Origin of the sequence: Shewanella sp. W3-18-1, from assembly GCF_000015185.1 — a bacterium.
Lineage (GTDB): Bacteria > Pseudomonadota > Gammaproteobacteria > Enterobacterales > Shewanellaceae > Shewanella > Shewanella putrefaciens.
The window spans coordinates 2693473-2712846 of sequence record NC_008750.1 but is presented as its reverse complement, the minus strand read 5'-3'; the positions used below and the strand labels follow the sequence as shown (position 1 = coordinate 2712846).

Below are 19374 nucleotides of genomic sequence, written 5' to 3'. Positions count from 1 at the left end.
AATAAAAAAAGTGACATATCGAAATTGATGATATGTCACTTTAAATGGGAGACCTTAATTTACCTAGTTAAAACGTATAGTTAACCCCTATCGTGATACGTTGTCCGAGAATGTCATAGTAAGCACCTTGGTTATATACACCAGGCTGACGTGGTGGTGTCTCGTCAAACATATTGAGTATGCCAGCACGAACTTGTAATGCATCAGTGATGTTGTAGCGACTGGTTAAATCAAACGTAATATATGATGGGATATCATTATAGTTATTTTGATTGGGTGACCAGTCATTACTTAAAACGGTGCTACTGCGATAGTTTGCAGTTAGGACTGCAGAGAAATCTCCGTAGGTGTAATCCGTTGTAAAGCGATGACGCCAACGTGGCCGCTCTTGCTCACCAGTTTCTTTAATTTCATCTTCTGCAAAACCTGTCGAATTAAAGGAACGTTCTTCTAGATAGGTGCTGAATAGACGGAAGCCCCAATCACCAAAGCTACTTTCAAACTTATAGTTAGCTTCAATATCGACACCAGAGGTAATACTGGTCGCAGAGTTAACTGGCTTTTCATAGTAATTGGTGAGCTCATGTGTATCTGGATCTCGCTCAAGCAATGGACAGAATGGATTGTCTAGGGTGCTGGATTGGTAGCAGTACTTTACAACATCAGGGCCCGTAAAACTGTTGATGACATTTTCCATATCAAATTTCCAGTAATCAACAGTAAAACTCAGGTTCTCGATAAAGTTAGGGGTATAGACAAAACCGATAGTGATATCATTAGCAACTTCGTTTTTTAAGTCCTCATTGCCGACTATAAATCCTGGACGAGTCGAACCATACCACTCTTGAGATGGTTCGAAATCGGTAGGAATGCCTTGTGCCGCACAGTTTGCCAAGACATTGTCTAGATATTCAGGATTTATTTGGTTGCGGTAGCTAGAAGCGCAATAATCCTTTATAGATCTGAATGTTTGTCCTGGTGGGCTATACAAGTCACCTATATTGGGAGCTCTAACAGATTTCGAACGGTTTAATCTGATCCTCAAATCGTCGAAGACAGCCCAGTTTAAGCCTACTTTCCAAGCAGTATCAGAACCAGATGTCGAGTAATCCATATAACGGAAAGCTGTTTCCAGTGTTAAATCTTGTACTAATGTAATGTCACTTAGTAATGGAATTGACAATTCTGCAGAAGCTTCCGTTACATCAAATTCACCTTTAAGGGGCTGAGATTGGTTGTTGAACAGTAAGCCCTCTCGCATAGCTGGATCTGGTAAAGTGTCTGCCTGCTCTTTTCTATACTCGAGAGAGAATGCACTCGATACAAAACCTGCTGGCAATTCAAATAGATCACCACTTACGGATGCCCCGAGAGCTGATTGAGTGATAGATGAGCGTCGAATTGCGTCAGTACTTACCCAATCATAGGCGTTTTTATCGTAGATTCCGCGCCCAAATATATTGAGTGGAAGGCATCCATTATTTCGAGCACTTTCACTACGACAGACTACTTCCCCTTTATCATTTTTTATTGTATCAACAGCGTCATAGAAGCGTTGCTCGAACATTTCACCGTACCATTCTGTATCAGCTTGAACATGTCCAACAGTGGCATAGGTGTCATAAGACCAATTTTCAGAAAGTGCTCCCTCAAAGCCTAGTGCTATACGGGCTGTCGTTCGTTCTTGACTATATTTTCGATTACCAAAGTCCGATGCAAGGTATCCTAGAGAAATACCATCTCCTGGTTCTGCTTTGCCTGCATTAACAAGCCTAGCTTCTTCAGCAGCGATCAGTGCTGCAGCTTCAGGGGAGAGAAACCCATTATCATCATGCACTTTAAAACTTAGGAAAGCTGGAGAGCTTTCGCCATAGGCATCTGTTTTACTAAGCGTCGCCTCCATTGTCATTTTATGATCATCATTAATGTCGTAGTTCATTACAGAGAAAAAGTTAATACGATCTAATGGCGTTTTGATAAAAGAGTTTTCTGCGAAGTTATAACCTTCTCCACCAAGATAATCGACACGACCAGACGTTAATGGCGGTAGAGGTTGGCCTAACTCCATCGGTCTTACATTGCCGTTTTCATCAAATGAATAACGGGTACCATTCGAAACAAATGTTCCAGTCTTACTGTAGGAAGCTAATACTTGTTGACCATGTCCCCACACTATTGATTGAGGATCATCAGGACCTGTTGCATTGGGATTACGTACAACGATAGGTGCATCGCGTAGAAATTTTCTATCCATAAAGGATAATTGTTCCTGACGAGCCCAACTTAGGTTAGTCACAAAGTTAGCTTTACCTATTTCAGAGCCAAATGTTATTGAGGCATATTTTTCTTCACCACCATCCTCGGTTGGTTGTGTTGTTGAAACATCAACCGAAATGCCATCAAAGCTTTTCTTTGTAATGATGTTCACAACACCTGCGATGGCATCAGAGCCATATACTGCAGAAGCACCACCAGTTGTGATTTCAATACGCTCAACCATGGCAGTTGGTATGTTGTTAAGATCAACAGCCCCAGAACCAGGGGCTCCAGCAACAAATCGACGACCGTTTACAAGTACGAGTGTACGATCAGAGCCAAGACCTCTTAAATCTGTGTTATTTAATCCGCTTGCAAATACAGTATTATTTGTTGTTTCTGGTGATAATCCAACTAATGTATTAGGCATTTTGTGTAGTAAATCTGCAACGTTCACAACACCAGCATCAATTAATCCATCACCAGAGATAACTGTCACTGGTGTTGGTGCAAGTTCTCCAATACGTTTAATTTTTGAACCCGTTACTTCAATACGCTCAAATATTTCCGTTTGTTCTTCTGAATAAACGAATGTTGAAGTTGTTAGGCTGGCCGCAGCAAATATACCGTAGCGAACCGCTTTTGCTGTTAAGGATAAAGAGTTCATATATCTCTCCTTGATATTTATAATTGGTTAAATTTATAGGTTTAATTTAGATTGAATTTAACAATCTGTACCATATATATTTACTAATTACAGGTGTGTCAACGATAGGTATCTTAGTTGTTATTTTTTACTTTTTTGAAACAATTTTAAAAGATAGGGCTTGTTGCGTGTAATTCGATACTGATTTTAATGAAGAGGATGTCAATGTGTCATTGCTTATTTTAATTCTAATGCATTGATATAATGTAATTTTTTATTTTTATAGGTACTTATTTTTTGTTTCATTTTTGTTAATTAACGCTTTTAATTAACAGGGAATTGAAATAAGTAAATAGACTAAAAGTATTACTTTGGCATATTTTTGTAATTATTCCGAATGTAATTTACATGATGCTATATTGTTTCAAATTGTTATTTGGTAGTGTTGATCAATTGCAATATTTTTCGCTCTATAATTTTAGCCGCCAGATACATCATTAAATATCCTGTACCGAGGGCTAAGATTACAGCAACCACATTTTCCGTGTGTAAGCGATAAATATAGAAAGTACCTACTAGCACGATAATCCCCAAAATACGGATCATTAAGCTCTGGGTAAAATAGCCATGGGCTTTGATATAGGCTAGCTGGTAGCCATTGAGCATCATAAATATAAAAAACATGGAGAAATGCATTAATACGGGTGCCGCTTTAATGTATTGCTCGGGGAATAACCACGCGACTAATGGCTCGCTCGCGAATATCATAGTGATGAAAAACACTCCGCTGATCCACAATGACATTTTAGTCAGCCATGATTTAATTTTTTGCACTTCGTCAAAGCGTTTTTCTCGTACACATACTGCGACTTCAGGCAGCACAAAACGGTATATAGGGAAGACGAAAAGTAGGGTGAGATAAGTGATCATCGGCCGAACCACCACTTGGAAATCACCCAGTTCATCTATGCTGAAATAGGCAATAGTCAGCAGTACTGTGATGTAAATCATCAAGATACTGGCACCTGCCTCCATGGATGCTGTTAGACTTTTTTTCATAAAGCTGCGTAGTTCTGTATCAAAATGCACTGCACTTAAGGGTGGGGTGGCTATATCCCTGCGCCGTTTTAAGTACATATATAGGGCTACGATGAGTGATGATAAAGTCATACTGTAAAAGAGTGACGCGATTGCAGTTTGTTGTAGACCATAGAAGCACAATAAAAAACTCATCACCTGTGCGAGTGGTTCTAGCCAAGTCACACGATTGGAGATGGCATAGAGTCGGTACATAGCGATTTGGTTGGTAAAATAGACCTTGAACCCCATACTCAGAATAATCCCAACCAATTGAAAATATTCTACATTAAGCTGAAGTTTGTGTTTGATATAAGGTAATACCAGACCCCATGTCAACAACACCATAGCAATAAGGCTATAACGGAAAATATTGGTGATATCCACATCTTGTTTGGTTTGTGAATAGGTCACCACCATAGAAGAGCGAAATCCTGTCATCAGGATTAGCGACAGCGAAATAATATCGATCACCGTGTGATAGAGCGCCAGATCGGCTTTGGCAACCCATTGTGCTAGCCAGAGTTTAAATAGAAAGCCTATTGAAATACTGGCGAGTGATGCCCAAAATCCAGCAATAATGGCCTGTTTAACCCGTTGCAGTGGCGTGGTTTTCATCATCAATATCCAACTGAAACGACAAAAGCGTTTCGCAGTAAAGTGTGTAATAGGGGCATTTATTAGCTGAGTAAATGTATTTTGGTCGTATTATCAACGGTATTCAGCAGCCTTTTGCGCCTTGAGAGTGTAGCATTTAGGTGACTTGAGACCTAGAGATAGATTGTCAATGATTGATAAAAATCAACATGTTATCTTGTTGTGAATGGGGTGTGTTTAGAAAATCATTAGACATTGTCAGTCTGCTGATATTTGCTTGGTTGAAGATTAACACGCCCTGAGTATATAACGAGGGCGTGTATTGCAGTGTGGATTAATAGGTAATGACATTGACTATATCGAGGATGGTACGAGTTTTATCATCTAGCTTAATCAATGCGCCTTCAATTTGGATACTCACAATGCCATCCTTATCTAACGGCACGACAATGCGTCCTCGGTTATAAATGTCCAGTTCGAGAATATCTCCACGGCGGAGTTTTTTCTGCCAACCGGGAGGGAGAGGTTCTCCGCGATCAACTTTTTTCTGTAGCCCTGGTGGTAGCCCTTTACCTTGCTTGTCTTGTTCATACTCATTTTTTGCAAAGGCGTTTATGGACGTGATAAAACTGAGCGCGATTCCACCAATCACCATCAAAGTGAATTTATTCATATTTGCTCCCAAGAGACGTTGAATTGATGCGATGACAATAGGCTATGTTAAATGAACCCTAGCTGAATATGGCTGAGTATAGAGTTCAGCGGGTTAACATTAGCACAGTTTGCCATTGTTCGGCGGTTACTGGCTGAATACTCAGTCTGGAACCTTTAGATACAAGATACATATCTGTTAGTTGCGGCATGTTTTTAATGAGACTTAAAGGGATTATATGGTCAAATTTTTCGACAAAGCGGATGTCGATGCTAAGCCATCTTGGTTTGGAGGGATCTGATTTAGGGTCGAAATATGTCGATTCTGGATCGAAGGCCGTGCTATCTGGATAAGCATGGGTCACGACTTCAGCGATACCGACAATACCAGGTACTTTGCAGCTTGAGTGGTAAAAAAATACCTTGTCGCCAATCTGCATCCCATCGCGTATAAAATTACGTGCCTGATAGTTGCGTATCCCATACCAAGCTTCAGTTTGGTTCGGACAAGCCTTGAGATCATCTATGCTAAATTCATCGGGTTCTGATTTCATAAGCCAGTAGTTCATATTGCTTCCTTCGCTAATTTTATCTGTTAACAGCTTTAATTCTCGGCACTTATCTTAATTTTTGTCTCCAGCTAATAACCATATCCCCTAAATAGGCTTGAAATACACAATGTTGCATTGGGCTTAATTGTTTACTTGATTAAGTTACCGTTCAGATAGCACAACTTACTCTGTAACTAACTTGTTTGTACTTGTTTGTGGTTTGCCGTATGCAATTTTACGTTACGCATTAGGCAAAGTGTCAATCTTATTAGATCTGCGATAACCATAACCGAAGAGGTATGCTATGGACACGTTAACAATGAAGACTGATTGTGGTTTATACACTAAATATCTTAAGGATTTTACGGCGGGTGATGTGATCTTAAGCCATGAACGTATGTTGGAGTTTATCCATGATCTGAAAACTCAGGGCTGGTTATTGGCAAATTTCACTTGGGATTATTGGTATAACAACAGCTACTTGGTTGATAAACCTGCCTACATTCGTGATGCGAGTATTTCACAGTGTAAGCTGCTCTTAACGGCAATGACTCGATTGGAGGTTTTTAGCCCAGGTGTATTAGAAAATATGCGGCGACAAGGGGTTTTACTGGCCATTGTTGAGCGCTTACAAAGCTTAAATACTCCTAAATCGAGTGCTCATTTAGCGTTTATTAGTCGTTAACGTCATGTTTTAATCGACAGTTATCTCATCGCCTGCCTTACTCTTTAGTCTAATAAAGGGCTTTTTTACTTGTGACCTGATCCGTGGATTGGTTAGTTTTAAGCTTGCTAACCATAACAATAAATGCACGGAGGCCTAAATGTCTGTTTCAACACGTCAAGCAATAACCCCATTACAATATAGTGAGTTTCGTGGTGGTTCCTCACCGAAACTCATTGAAAAAACCATAGGCCAATATCTTGATGATATAGTGGCAACTTATCCAGACCAACTCGCCATTGTTGTACAACATCAGAATATCCGCTGGAATTACCGCCAATATCTTGCCAAAATCGATGCGCTCGCCACAGGACTATTAACACTCGGAATTAAGCCCGGTGATAGGGTAGGGATTTGGTCGCCAAACAATATCGAGTGGTGTTTAACACAATTTGCAACCGCTAAAATTGGCGCCATCATGGTGTGTATTAATCCTGCCTATCGTCCTGAAGAGTTGCAATACGCGCTGAGTAACGTGGGTTGCCGCGCTGTAATTTGTGCTGATAAGTTTAAATCCAGTAATTATCTTGAGATGCTATATGAATTAGCGCCTGAGCTAACCTCTTGTCCTGCGGGTAAATTACAGGCTAAAGCTGTACCTGAACTTGAATTTGTGATCCGTATGGGCAAAGAGAAGTCTACCGGGATGTTGAACTTTGATGACTTACTTATCGATATTACTGACGATGATAAGGTGATGCTCGAGAGTATTGCTAAGGAATTAAGCCCGTACGATGCGATTAATATCCAGTTTACCTCTGGCACTACGGGTAGTCCGAAAGGTGCGACCCTATCTCATCATAACATATTGAATAATGGCTATTTAGTGGCCGAGGCAATGAAGTTTACCTGCCACGATAAACTCTGTATTCCAGTTCCCTTGTACCATTGTTTTGGCATGGTACTCGGTAGTTTAGTCTGCTTAGCCAAAGGCGCAGCTGCAGTGTTCCCCGGAGAATCCTTTGATCCACTGACGACATTGCAAGTGATTGAGCAAGAGCGTTGCACCGCATTACATGGTGTACCAACTATGTTTATTGCTGAGCTTGAACATCCAGAGTTTACGCGTTTTGATTTGAGTTCATTACGTACCGGCGTGATGGCAGGGGCAACTTGTCCAGAAGAAGTGATGCGCCGAGTACAAAATCTGATGTATATGAAAGAAGTACTGATTGGTTATGGGCAGACGGAGTGTAGTCCGCTCAATCATATTACCGAAATTGATTCTCCAATAGAGAAACGGGTGCTCACCGTTGGCCGTGCTTTACCCCATACCGAAGTTAAAATCATCGATGAATTTGGCGAAGTGCTGCCAATTAATCAACCCGGTGAAGTCTGTAGTCGTGGTTATTGTATTATGCAGTGTTATTGGAATGACCCTGAAAAAACGGCTGCGACTATAGACAGCGCCAGCTGGCTACATTCGGGCGATATTGGCCAAATGGATGAGCAAGGTTATGTGCAAATTGTGGGACGCATTAAAGATATGATCATCCGCGGTGGCGAGAATATTTATCCCCGTGAGATTGAAGAGAAACTCTACACCCATAAAGATGTGCAGGATGCGGCGGTATTCGGGGTGCAAAGCGATAAATATGGCGAGGAAGTGTGTGCCTGGATCAAAGTGCGTTCAGGATCGATCATTACAGAGGCCGATATTCGTCATTTTTTGACCGAGAAGTTCGCCTATTTTAAGGTGCCGCGTTACATCAAATTTGTGGAACAGTATCCCATGACGGTGACGGGTAAAATCCAAAAATTTAAAATGCGTGAGTTGATGTATCAAGAGTTATACCAAGATATCAATCAGTAATGGGCAATGTAGATTTGACCATTTTTTTATATATATAGGTCACGTCTACCATTCATTCCATTCGATCAAGCCGCATATGCGGCTTGAATATAGGTTTAGTCCTAACATGGCCAACGGCAGAGAATTTTAGTCCCTTTATTAAGCTCACTTTGTATGGTGAGTTGTCCTTTTAGGTCATTTTTCATCCATAAATTTAAGCAAGTGAGTGTCCCTAGGCAGAGATTTTGTGCCATATTTTGCTGTAACTGTGAAAGTTGTTGGTCTGTCATACCAATTCCATTATCAGTGAGTTCCACTTGGAGTTCATTAGCATTTCTTTGAAGATGAATGGTGATTTCCCGTATTTGATGATGGTTTTTAAAGGCATGATTGAGTGTGTTGTTGAGTAGCCGATAGAAGAGTTGCAGATATTGCCATGAGTTGCCATCGATAATCAGGTTTTCATCACATGTTAAGCATACAGTGACATTAGCGCGAATGAACTGTACTTGTAATAAATCCAGTAATTGGCGCATAAACAGCGCTAAATGTAATGGCCTGACATCATTTTGATGCGCGTTAAAAAGTTGTGCTATGTGCCTAAGCCTTTTTGCTTGGACTGTCATCATGTCAGTAATGGCAATTTGAGATTCATCACCCCCATTGGCTTGTGTCTGACAGATTTGTGCAAGTAAGCGATCTTGTTCTTGCATTATTTGCGTGATGACTTCAGCAAGGAAATTTTGCATTAGCTTTTGGCTTTGTGCTTTGCTTAGGTTGATTTGGAATTGCATCTCGAACGCTTTGTTAAACTCTGCAAGCTGTTGTTTCAGAGCATTATTCTCATCGTTGACTATCTGCATTTTACTCTGTTGCTTTTGTAGGTGAGCAGCTTGGTTCTGGAATCGTTTTTCTTGCTCTTGTTCTTGGCGTTTTTTGAGATCCATATTGAAACCGATAGCACCAACGGCAATAGAATTATCTTCATCATCCCTGATATCAAATTTTGTCATTTGATAGACTTGATATCCGTGAGGCGTCGGAATTGATTCTTCAAAATGGATGGCATCTTGGTTTTGGGTGACTCGCTGATCATTTTTTTGAAATGTCTGTGCTAATTGACTTTGAAACAATTCAAAGTCAGATACACCGATAATTCGTCTGCGTTCAATCCCAAGTACTTCGCAATATTTATCGTTAACTAACGTGTATTTACCACTTAAATCTTTAATATAAATGAGGTGTTTAGAAAATTTAAGTAGGGATCTTAATTGTTCTTTATGGTGATTTAATTCTTGTTGAAATAGTTGCTGAGTTTTCAATTGCTGTTCTAGGGCGAGATTGCTTGCATCAAGGCTTGCCATGGCGACATCGAGTTGTTGAGTGCGTGAGAGTAATGTTTTTGCCAGTAAGCCTATTTCATCGTGACGTTGTTTAGCCTTAAATTCGATGGCAGTAGGATCGTCACGTTTTAATGCTTCAACCATTTTCATGATTGGGGTAATGATTAACCTATGTTGCAATATGAACAAGATAATTAACCCAATGAGTTGAATTAAAACTAAATATATTCCTATTTTTTCAACTAAATGTTTGGCTGTATCCTGCAGCGGAGCAATGGGTGTCACGACCAATATCTTCCAGTAGGTATTGGGCATTAAAAAGATAGATGCTAATGCTGGGGTGTTGAGTATTGGATCTGTCGCTAAGGGAACCGATGCAAGCTGTTGAGGGGTTGTGAAATGATTGCGAGCATTATTATTAACAATTGCGGTGAGCATTTTGCGTTCATTGTCTGCTGTTAAACGGGTGAGATTATCCATTTGTTCTTGGGTAAACACACGTTCAGCAATAGCTTTAGTCACAAAGGCACTGTCAGCCGTATTTAGGGCTAATGCAAGTGGATCAAAGTTTGGGTGCTGTTTTGTCAGATCATTAAATGTCAGCAACGAGTTTGCTGCTTGGTCCAAGATCGCGGTATGATTTTTCCCACGCGGATAAGCTAATACCTGATTGTGATAATCAAGCACTATCACATAACCACTGATATCCGTCATTGCATTACGCAGTAGCGTATTGAGTTTTTCTAAACTGATATCGGCCGTTGCTGCGCCTATAAATTGATGGTCCATCCAGACAGCAGCCGAGGCTGTAATCATTGGTTCCTGTGTGCTTGGGTCGATATAAGATTTAGACCAAAAGGTTTTTCCTGAGGGGAAATAACGTGTGGGGCGATACCATGCTTCTGTGTGGTAACTTGGGAACGCGTCATCATTATAGGTATCTATCTTAATGAGCTCATCGTGAATATTACGCGACCAAAAGAGACTATTGCGAAACTTTTGTTGATTAAAGGCACTCGGTTCGGGCCAAATACCGCCGCCGGATATCACATCCTTTTGATTTTCAAGCGCAAGCAAAGTGGGGATAGTCTTACTGAGTTGCTCATGGTCATAGCGATATAACTTAGCGATACTGGCAATTGCATTGACAAGATTTTCGACTTGAGAGGTCATTTCCTGCAATTTTGCAATAACAATCTGTCCATGATTCTGATTTAGTACTGCCTGCTGTTCTGTTATTTGCTGATTTTGAATGCGTAACATGACCCAAGCTGTGCTAAAAATCAAAATACTCGCGATGATAAGTTGGACAAGACTAAATTTAAACGGCAAGCTATTTTGCCATTGGGTCAATGGGGTCTGTGGCTCAGATATTGACTTTTTTTCCATCATCACAGAGTTCCGAATACCACTTTTCATTGAGCCAGTTTAGCGTCTTTTTAGTCTTTTGCTATTGGTCTATATCAAAATCAGTGGGATAAAGAAGGTAATAATGGTTGATTTAAGAAGAAAATTTTATTGGAAGGCAGGCAAATTTGCCTGCCAACGGAAACCGTTATTTATAAAGAGAAGGTTTAGTGGAGCCACTTAGAATTGGCACGATAAACAGTAACCAAATCACGAGGAAAGTGCTAAAGACGACAACCATCCATTCTGCCATGGTGACATCCATAAAACGCCATGGTAAATCGGTACACATGCCTGTTGGTAACATTACCGCAGGAAACCATTCGTGTAATGGCATCCAAGTTGGAAATTCGGGTAAAAATGAGCAAGTAGCAAAAGGGGAAGGGTTATTTTGCATATTCACTAGCGCTAAAGCTAATTTTAATCCCCAAGTGGCACTCACGGCCCAACAGCTCGCTCCTAATATTCGTATCAGACGATACTTAGGGGCTGTCATTCCTATCAAACCTGCGACCAAAATGCCAAATACAGCTAATCTTTGATAGATACACATGACACAGGGATCGAGTTTCATCACATACTGAAAATACAGTGCAGCGGCTTCTAAGCCAATAGCGGTGCCCGTGAGAAGGAACCAAGAACTGCGAGAATGGGCAAAGCGAGTAAGTGCTGTCAAATGTGAGCTCCATATCAACGAAAAACGCCCCTCAATCATTGGGGCGTTTTTTTCGACTCTACTGATTTAATAAAGTTCAGTCAATGCTTAGACCTGAGTTAGTGACTTGTCAGGGGGGCGATAACGTCTTTAGCACTGTGATGAATAATCATATGCGAGTCATAGAAGTATTGCGTTGCTTGCTCTAAGAAGCCTGTCTCAATAGCTAATACACCTACAACTGACAGTACGATTGTATAGGGTAGAGCCATCCACACCATTCTGCCATAAGACAACCGAATCAGTGGCGCTAATGCTGAGGTGAGTAAGAACAAGAACGCGGCTTGTCCATTGGGTGTCGCTACAGAAGGTAGGTTAGTACCAGTGTTAATTGCAACAGCGAGCAGATCGAATTGATCACGGGTAATTTGACCATCAATCAAGGCTGCTTTGACTTCGTTGATATAAACCGTACCCACAAACACGTTATCGCTCACCATTGAAAGTAAACCGTTAGCAATATAGAAAATAACTAATTGGGTATTTCCTTCATAACTCAATGCCCATTGGATGACTGGCGCAAATAAATGTTGATCAATAATGACGGCAACTACAGCAAAAAATACTGCCAATAGTGCAGTGAATGGAAGTGCTTCTTCAAAGGCTTTACCCAGAGCATGCTCATCGGTGATACCGTTGAAAGCTGTGGTTAAAATAATCACCGATAAACCCACTAAACCAACAGAAGCTAAATGCAACGCTAAGCCTGCAATTAACCACACACCTACTAATACTTGAATGACAAGCTTCATCTTATCTTTATTGGTACGGTGTGCATCTTCATGGGCAGCATAATCACAAAGAATTTTATGAACTGCATCAGGGAGTTTGGCACCATAACCAAAAATACGGAATTTCTCCACGAGTAGGCAAGTCAGAATACCTGCGATCAGTACTGGTACTGTCACAGGAGACATGCGAACAACGAATTCACCAAACTGCCAGTTAGCTTGGGCGGCGATAATTAAGTTTTGTGGTTCACCAACCATTGTACACACGCCACCTAAGGCGGTACCAACACCTGCATGCATTAATAAATTACGTAGAAATCCTCGGAATGACTCGAGCTCACTGTTATTTAATTGAGTATTACTTTCTGAGGTATGGTCATGCACAGCAGAGAAATCTTTACCGGATGCCACCTTGTGGTAAATCGCGTAAAAACCCACTGCAACGGCAATGATAACCGCAATAACGGTTAAGGCATCTAAAAACGCAGATAGAAATGCAGAGGTTAGACAGAACATTAATGAGACTAAAATTTTGGAGCGTACTTTGGTAATAATCTTGGTAAAAGCAAACAACAGCAATTGCTTCATGAAATAAATACCAGCAACCATAAAGACCAGTAGTAATAACACTTCAAGGTTTGCTTCTATTTCATGCAGCACTTGGTTTGCAGAAGTCATACCGATAGCCACAGCCTCAATGGCCAGTAAACCACCGGGTTGTAATGGATAGCATTTTAATGCCATGGCCAAGGTAAAAATAAACTCAAGTACTAATACCCAACCAGCCACAAAAGGACTGACATAGAAAAAGAGTATTGGATTAATGATTAAAAAAGACAGTATCGCGATTTTGTACCACTTAGGAGAATTCCCTAGGAAGTTTCCAATAAACGCCTGACTCATTGTCAACGGCATAGCATCCTCTCTTCTAATTATGTTGAAAAAGGTTGAAAAATTGGCACGTGTGATTTGTGTTTACTCGTGTTTGGGAAAACAGTCTAGCTGAAAGAGAATGCTAATGTAATGTCATACCGGAACCAAGATTTAAAAAAGCGGAGCTAATCTGCAAATTTATCGCAATAGGTGTTGATTGCGGTCTATTTTTTGAGCGCTTATGTGATATTTATACCGTCCAAAAGCGTTGGGCCTCAGTCAATGGTTTTCATTTTTTGCCGCTCTGGTATGATCAGTGCCCATTACGATGCACAACAACTGGATAAGTGGGCTGATGATTATCAATGCCAAGGGACCTGCAAGTTTTGCAGAGAAATATATAGTGAGATCTATTTGGGAAAATAAATTTCCACCAGGGTCCATTTTACCGGCTGAACGTGAGCTTTCCGAGTTGATCGGTGTCACTCGCACCACTCTACGTGAAGTGCTTCAACGCTTAGCGCGTGATGGCTGGTTGAAAATTCAACATGGCAAACCAACACGGGTCAATAATTTTTGGGAAACGTCGGGGCTTAATATTCTTGAGACGATTGCCGATCTTAATCCTGAAGGTTTTCCCGTATTAGTTGACCAACTGCTATCTGCAAGAACGAATGTCAGCGCGATCTATTTCCGTGGTGCTTTGCGTTATAATCCAGAAACAGCGGTCGACGTGTTAGCTAAAATTCACCAACTAGAAAATACCGCAGAATCTTTTGCTGAGTATGACTATTTATTGCATCACACGTTAGCGTTTTCATCAGGAAATCCTCTTTACGTTTTGATTTTAAATGGCTTTAAAGGATTATATAGCCGAGTTGGTCGTTATTATTTTAGCAGCGCTGAAGCACGATTATTGGCATTAAACTTCTATAAAGAGTTAGAAGTACTTGCGAAAGCGAAAAATTATACGGATGTCCCAGCACTAATGCGTACCTACGGTATAAATAGCGGCAAAATGTGGCTACAGCTTCGGGATGATATGCCAGCGTCTATTGCCCAAGACAATTAACGATCAAGCTAGGCACGAGCACTATTCTGTAACACAAAGTTAAAGCCGTCTTTATTTGAAGACGGCTTTATTATTTGTGGCATGATTAGGATGTCGTATTATTTGGGCAAGTTGCTAACACATTAATGCTAGCATCGGCGTTTTGTTGCTCAAGGGTAACATTAAATCCCCAGAGTCGATGTAGATGCTTCAACACTTCGTGATAGTTATTGGCAAGCGGAATGTCGTTGTTTGGTACATACCTTAGGGTTAATGATCTATCACCATTTATTTCAACATGGTGTACTTGGATATTCGGTTCTATGTTTGACAAGTTATATTGCTGTGAAAGTAATTGACGAATATCACGATAACCTTGTTCATCGTGAATTGCTGATACAGAAAGGTAACTGCGTTTTTCATCATCGTGAATGCCAAATAATTTAAATTGGCGAATGACTCTTGGGGAAAGATATTGGCTAATAAAACTCTCATCTTTAAAATGTTGCATGGCAAAATGTAACGTCTCAAGCCAATTACTGCCCGCGATATCAGGAAACCACATTTTATCTTCATCGGTTGGTGCTTCACAAATTCGTCTGATATCGGTGAACATGGCAAAACCTAGGGCATAGGGGTTAATACCGCTATAATAGCGGCTGTTATACTCAGGCTGCGCAACGACGCCAGTATGGCTTTGTAAAAACTCCATCATAAAACGGTCGGTCACGACACCATCATCGTATAAGTGATTTAAAATCGTGTAGTGCCAGAAGGTGGCCCAGCCTTCATTCATTACTTGAGTTTGTTTTTGTGGATAAAAATATTGCGCCATTTTGCGAACGATGCGAATGATTTCTCTTTGCCATGGCTCAAGTAGTGGGGCATTTTTCTCGATAAAATAGAGAATATTTTCCTGCGGTTCAGAGGGGAAGTGTCGTTTTTTGGTTTGGGATAAATCCTGTTGCTGAGTTGGAATAGTGCGCCATAAATCATTCACTTGGCTTTGAAGATAGGCCTCACGCTCTTTTTGTCTTGCTTGTTCTTCTCGAAAAGAAATTTCCGATGGACGTTTATAACGGTCTACACCGTAATTCATTAAGGCGTGGCAGGAGTCAATAATGCTTTCAACTTGTTCGGCTCCATGTTTTTGCTCGCAGTCGCTAATATAGTTTTTGGCAAAAACCAAATAATCGATAATTGAGCTGGCATCAGTCCAAGTTTTAAATAAATAATTATTTTTAAAGAAGCTGTTATGTCCGAAACATGCGTGAGCCATCACCAATGCTTGCATCGTAATGGTATTTTCTTCCATTAAATAGGCAATACAAGGGTTGGAGTTAATCACTATTTCATAGGCAAGCCCCATTTGCCCGCGTTTATACCCTTGTTCCGTCTCAATAAAGCGTTTGCCAAATGACCAATGGGTATAACCAATCGGCATACCTATTCCTGCGTAGGCATCCATCATTTGTTCGGCTGTGATGACTTCAATTTGATTTGGATAGGTGTTGAGCTTGTAAATTGCCGCCACCCTTTCGATTTCTTTGAGATAATCCTGCAGCAGCTCAAAGCTCCAATCTGGACCATCGCTCAATCGTGTTCTTGATGTCGTTTTCCCCATACTGCCCCCTTAAACCGCCTGTTTCTTAAATAATTCTCTAAATACAGGGTAAATATCTTCGGCTTGACGTATATGCTGCACAGCGATGTTGTCGTAGTGTTGTTCTAGGGACTCATATTCTCGCCACAGTGTTTGATGGGCGCGGTTAGTAATTTCGATATAACTAAAGTAGCGTACTAACGGCAGGATTTTTTGTTCTAATAACTGCCGACATGTGGGAGAGTCATCCGCCCAGTTATCACCATCAGATGCTTGTGCGGCATAAATATTCCATTCATCGGCGGGATAACGCGCCTGCTGTATTTCATGCATCAGTTTTAAAGCACTTGAAACAATCGTTCCGCCTGTTTCTTGGGAGTAGAAGAACTCGTGTTCATCGACTTCTTTGGCTTGAGTGTGGTGACGAATGTAAACCACTTCTAAGTTTTTATAGGTGCGGGTGAGGAACAGATACAGCAAGATATAGAAGCGTTTTGCCATATCTTTAGTTGCCTGATCCATAGAACCAGACACGTCCATCAAACAGAACATGACGGCTTGGCTTGATGGGATTTCTCGTTTGCTGAAGTTGTTAAAACGTAAGTCGAAGGTGTCGATAAATGGGACTTTCGCAATTTTTTGTTTAAGTACCTCTATTTGAGCCTTTAAATCGAGGAGCCGCTCTGCCTGAGTCCCTGGGATATTCTCAAGTTCTGCCAACTCTTGTTCTAATTCCGCTAATAGCTTTTTTTTACTGGCCGACATCGCAATGCGCCGTGCCAGTGAAGAGCGTAGGGAACGGACAATATTAATGTTGGCGGGGACGCCATCGTTGGTAAATCCGGCGCGATAAACCTGATATTCCACCAATTTATTAAGGCGGTTTTTTTGTAGATTCGGTAATTCTAAGTCTTCAAATAATAGTTCTAGGTATTCATCCTTTGAAATTTCAAAGACAAAATCATCGTTCCCTTCACCTGAATCAGAGGCATCGCCTTTACCCGCTCCGCCGCCTGCACCACCGGGTGGTCGGTCAATTTTATCGCCACGGGTAAATTGGTCATTACCAGGATGTACTCTGTCCCTGACACCGCCTTTGCCTTGGTGAAACATGGGTTCGCTAATATCCCGAGTTGGGATACTGATTTTTTCGCCTTTATCTACATCCGTTACACTGCGACGCGTGACGGCATCACTGACGGCTTTTTTAATTTGTTGCTTATATCTATTGATAAAGCGTTGGCGGTTGACTGTGCTTTTTCCTTTCGCATTCAACCGTCTATCGATAAAGTTCGCCATACGCACCTCCCAAAACCCAGCGAAGGCTTTGGCAACACCAAAGCCCTTTACTTAGTTAGCGCAAGTTTAAGAAGATTTACGCACCCGTAAATACCACTCAGACAAGAGTCGGACTTGTTTCTTGGTATAGCCTTTTTCCATCATACGATTGACAAAATCATCGTGTTTACGTTGATCGTCGTTCGACGTTTTGGCATTAAAGGAAATAACGGGGAGTAAATCTTCTGTGTTGGAGAACATTTTCTTTTCAATCACAGTGCGAAGTTTCTCGTAGCTGGTCCAGAGGGGATTGTTGCCCTCATGGTTGGCACGGGCACGCAGGACAAAGTTGACGATTTCATTACGGAAATCTTTAGGATTACTGATCCCTGCAGGTTTTTCGATTTTTTCAAGCTCCGCATTAAGGGCGGCGCGGTCGAACAGTTGGCCTGTTTCTGGATCGCGGTATTCTTGATCTTGGATCCAAAAGTCGGCATAGGTGACATAGCGGTCAAAGATATTTTGACCGTACTCAGAGTAAGACTCTAAATAAGCGGTTTGGATTTCTTTACCAATAAACTCCACATATTTAGGGATGAGATAGCCCTTTAAAAACTCGAGATAACGCTCAGCCGTGTCGTTCGGGAACTGTTCTTGTTCTATTTGGCGCTCGAGTACATAGAACAAATGTACCGGATTGGCGGCGATTTCCGAGTGGTCAAAGTTAAACACCCGCGACAGGATTTTAAATGCAAATCGTGTTGATAAACCATTCATGCCCTCATCAACACCGGCATAATCGCGGTATTCTTGATATGACTTCGCTTTGGGATCGGTATCTTTTAGACTTTCTCCATTATAAACCCGCATTTTAGAGTAGATGGATGAGTTTTCTGGCGCTTTAATGCGGGATAAAACACTAAATTGCGCGAGCGTTTCAAGCGTACCAGGAGCGCAGGGCGCTTTTGATAACTCAGAGTGGAGCAATAATTTTTGATAGATTTGTAGTTCTTCTGAAACCCGTAAGCAATAAGGCACTTTGACTATATACACTCGGTCGAGGAAGGCCTCATTATTCTTATTGTTTTTAAAGGTTGACCATTCTGACTCATTCGAGTGCGCCAGAATAATGCCACTATAGGGCAGGGCCGATAAGCCTTCTGTACCGTTATAGTTACCTTCTTGGGTTGCGGTCAGCAGAGGGTGTAGCACTTTAATAGGCGCCTTAAACATCTCGACAAATTCCATCATCCCTTGGTTTGCACGGCACAATGCACCAGAATAAGCATAGGCATCGGCGTCATCTTGGGAGAAATGTTCAAGTTGGCGAATATCGACTTTACCCACTAAAGATGAAATATCTTGGTTGTTTTCATCCCCGGGTTCCGTTTTAGCAATAGCGATTTGGTCTAAAATTGATGGATAGACTTTTACCACACGGAATTTAGAAATATCGCCGCCAAATTCGTGCAGTCGCTTTACAGCCCAAGGTGACATGATGGTTTTTAAATAACGGGTGGGAATATTAAATTCATCCTTCAGTAACTGTCCATCTTCATCGGGATCGAACAGGCAGAAGGGATGATCATTTACAGGACTACGCACCCCATTGGCACTTAATATATAAATGGGCACTTTTTGCATTAAGGATTTGAGTTTTTCTGCAAGTGATGATTTACCACCACCCACAGGGCCGAGTAAATATAAAATTTGTTTGGATTCTTCTAAGCCTTGGGCGGAGTGCTTAAGATAAGCCACGATCTGCTCAATGGCATCTTCCATACCGAAGAAATCTTTAAAAGCGGGATAACGTGAAATTAGACGATTAGAAAAAATACGGCTAAGTGTTGGATTTTTAGCTGTATCAATGACTTCAGCTTCACCAATGGCGAGCAGTAGTCGCTCTGATGCTGACATGTAAGCGCTGCGATCTTCCTTACAGATCTCAAGAAACTCCTGCAAAGTGTATTCTTCATCGAGTTTTTGTTCATAGCGCTTTTGGTAATGCTCGAAAATGCCCATATAAACCCCCTGAAACGCCAGTGATGTTATGGAACGGAGAACAGACTAACTAATCTC

General features: G+C 41.2%; 13 protein-coding genes. 3 read left to right on the top strand and 10 right to left on the bottom strand.

Translation table 11 applies throughout. The features are described from left to right. Positions 1 to 67: 67 nt before the first annotated feature. The 4 genes from SPUTW3181_RS12230 to SPUTW3181_RS12215 form a co-directional block, all read right to left on the bottom strand. Complete coding sequence (locus tag SPUTW3181_RS12230) at positions 68 to 2923, bottom strand: TonB-dependent receptor plug domain-containing protein (RefSeq protein ID WP_011789640.1); 2856 nt, start codon at positions 2921 to 2923, stop codon at positions 68 to 70. Between the two features lie 411 nt (positions 2924 to 3334). After that, a complete protein-coding gene (locus SPUTW3181_RS12225; protein WP_011789639.1) occupies positions 3335 to 4600 on the bottom strand; it encodes a membrane protein in 1266 nt (421 codons plus the stop codon). A gap of 310 nt (positions 4601 to 4910) precedes the next feature. Further along, positions 4911 to 5249, bottom strand: coding sequence for a hypothetical protein (locus SPUTW3181_RS12220; protein ID WP_011789638.1), 339 nt, complete (start codon positions 5247 to 5249; stop codon positions 4911 to 4913). Between the two features lie 85 nt (positions 5250 to 5334). Then, positions 5335 to 5796 (bottom strand): EVE domain-containing protein, encoded by a 462-nt coding sequence (locus SPUTW3181_RS12215; protein ID WP_011789637.1) that lies wholly within the window; start codon positions 5794 to 5796, stop codon positions 5335 to 5337. Positions 5797 to 6082: 286 nt separating this feature from the next. Between SPUTW3181_RS12215 and SPUTW3181_RS12210 the strand changes: the two genes are divergently transcribed. Then, a complete protein-coding gene (locus tag SPUTW3181_RS12210) occupies positions 6083 to 6463 on the top strand; it encodes a DUF6508 domain-containing protein (RefSeq protein ID WP_011789636.1) in 381 nt (126 codons plus the stop codon). Positions 6464 to 6602: 139 nt separating this feature from the next. Beyond that, positions 6603 to 8315: an AMP-binding protein gene (locus SPUTW3181_RS12205; protein WP_011789635.1), complete on the top strand. Its 1713-nt coding sequence runs from the start codon at positions 6603 to 6605 to the stop codon at positions 8313 to 8315. A 101-nt stretch (positions 8316 to 8416) separates the two neighbouring features. Here the strand turns inward: SPUTW3181_RS12205 and SPUTW3181_RS12200 are convergent, their stop codons facing one another. The 3 genes from SPUTW3181_RS12200 to nhaB form a co-directional block, all read right to left on the bottom strand. Beyond that, a complete protein-coding gene (locus tag SPUTW3181_RS12200; RefSeq protein ID WP_041408396.1) occupies positions 8417 to 11026 on the bottom strand; it encodes a PAS domain-containing protein in 2610 nt (869 codons plus the stop codon). A 166-nt stretch (positions 11027 to 11192) separates the two neighbouring features. After that, a complete protein-coding gene (gene dsbB / locus SPUTW3181_RS12195; RefSeq protein ID WP_014610390.1) occupies positions 11193 to 11720 on the bottom strand; it encodes a disulfide bond formation protein DsbB in 528 nt (175 codons plus the stop codon). A gap of 98 nt (positions 11721 to 11818) precedes the next feature. Further along, entirely contained in the window at positions 11819 to 13405 is a 1587-nt protein-coding gene (gene nhaB / locus SPUTW3181_RS12190; RefSeq protein ID WP_011789632.1) for a sodium/proton antiporter NhaB, read from the bottom strand. Positions 13406 to 13718: 313 nt separating this feature from the next. Here nhaB and fadR point away from each other — a divergent pair, with 313 nt between their 5' ends. Beyond that, complete coding sequence (gene fadR / locus SPUTW3181_RS12185; protein WP_011919150.1) at positions 13719 to 14435, top strand: fatty acid metabolism transcriptional regulator FadR; 717 nt, start codon at positions 13719 to 13721, stop codon at positions 14433 to 14435. Positions 14436 to 14520: 85 nt separating this feature from the next. Here the strand turns inward: fadR and SPUTW3181_RS12180 are convergent, their stop codons facing one another. The 3 genes from SPUTW3181_RS12180 to SPUTW3181_RS12170 all read right to left on the bottom strand — a co-directional run bounded on the left by SPUTW3181_RS12180 (position 14521) and on the right by SPUTW3181_RS12170 (position 19317). Then, a complete protein-coding gene (locus SPUTW3181_RS12180; protein ID WP_011789630.1) occupies positions 14521 to 16038 on the bottom strand; it encodes a SpoVR family protein in 1518 nt (505 codons plus the stop codon). Positions 16039 to 16047: 9 nt separating this feature from the next. Further along, the gene (locus SPUTW3181_RS12175) at positions 16048 to 17316 is read right to left on the bottom strand and encodes a YeaH/YhbH family protein (RefSeq protein ID WP_041408199.1); all 1269 of its coding nucleotides are present in this window, start codon (positions 17314 to 17316) and stop codon (positions 16048 to 16050) included. A gap of 66 nt (positions 17317 to 17382) precedes the next feature. After that, the gene (locus tag SPUTW3181_RS12170; RefSeq protein WP_011789628.1) at positions 17383 to 19317 is read right to left on the bottom strand and encodes a PrkA family serine protein kinase; all 1935 of its coding nucleotides are present in this window, start codon (positions 19315 to 19317) and stop codon (positions 17383 to 17385) included. Between the last annotated feature and the right edge of the window lie 57 nt (positions 19318 to 19374).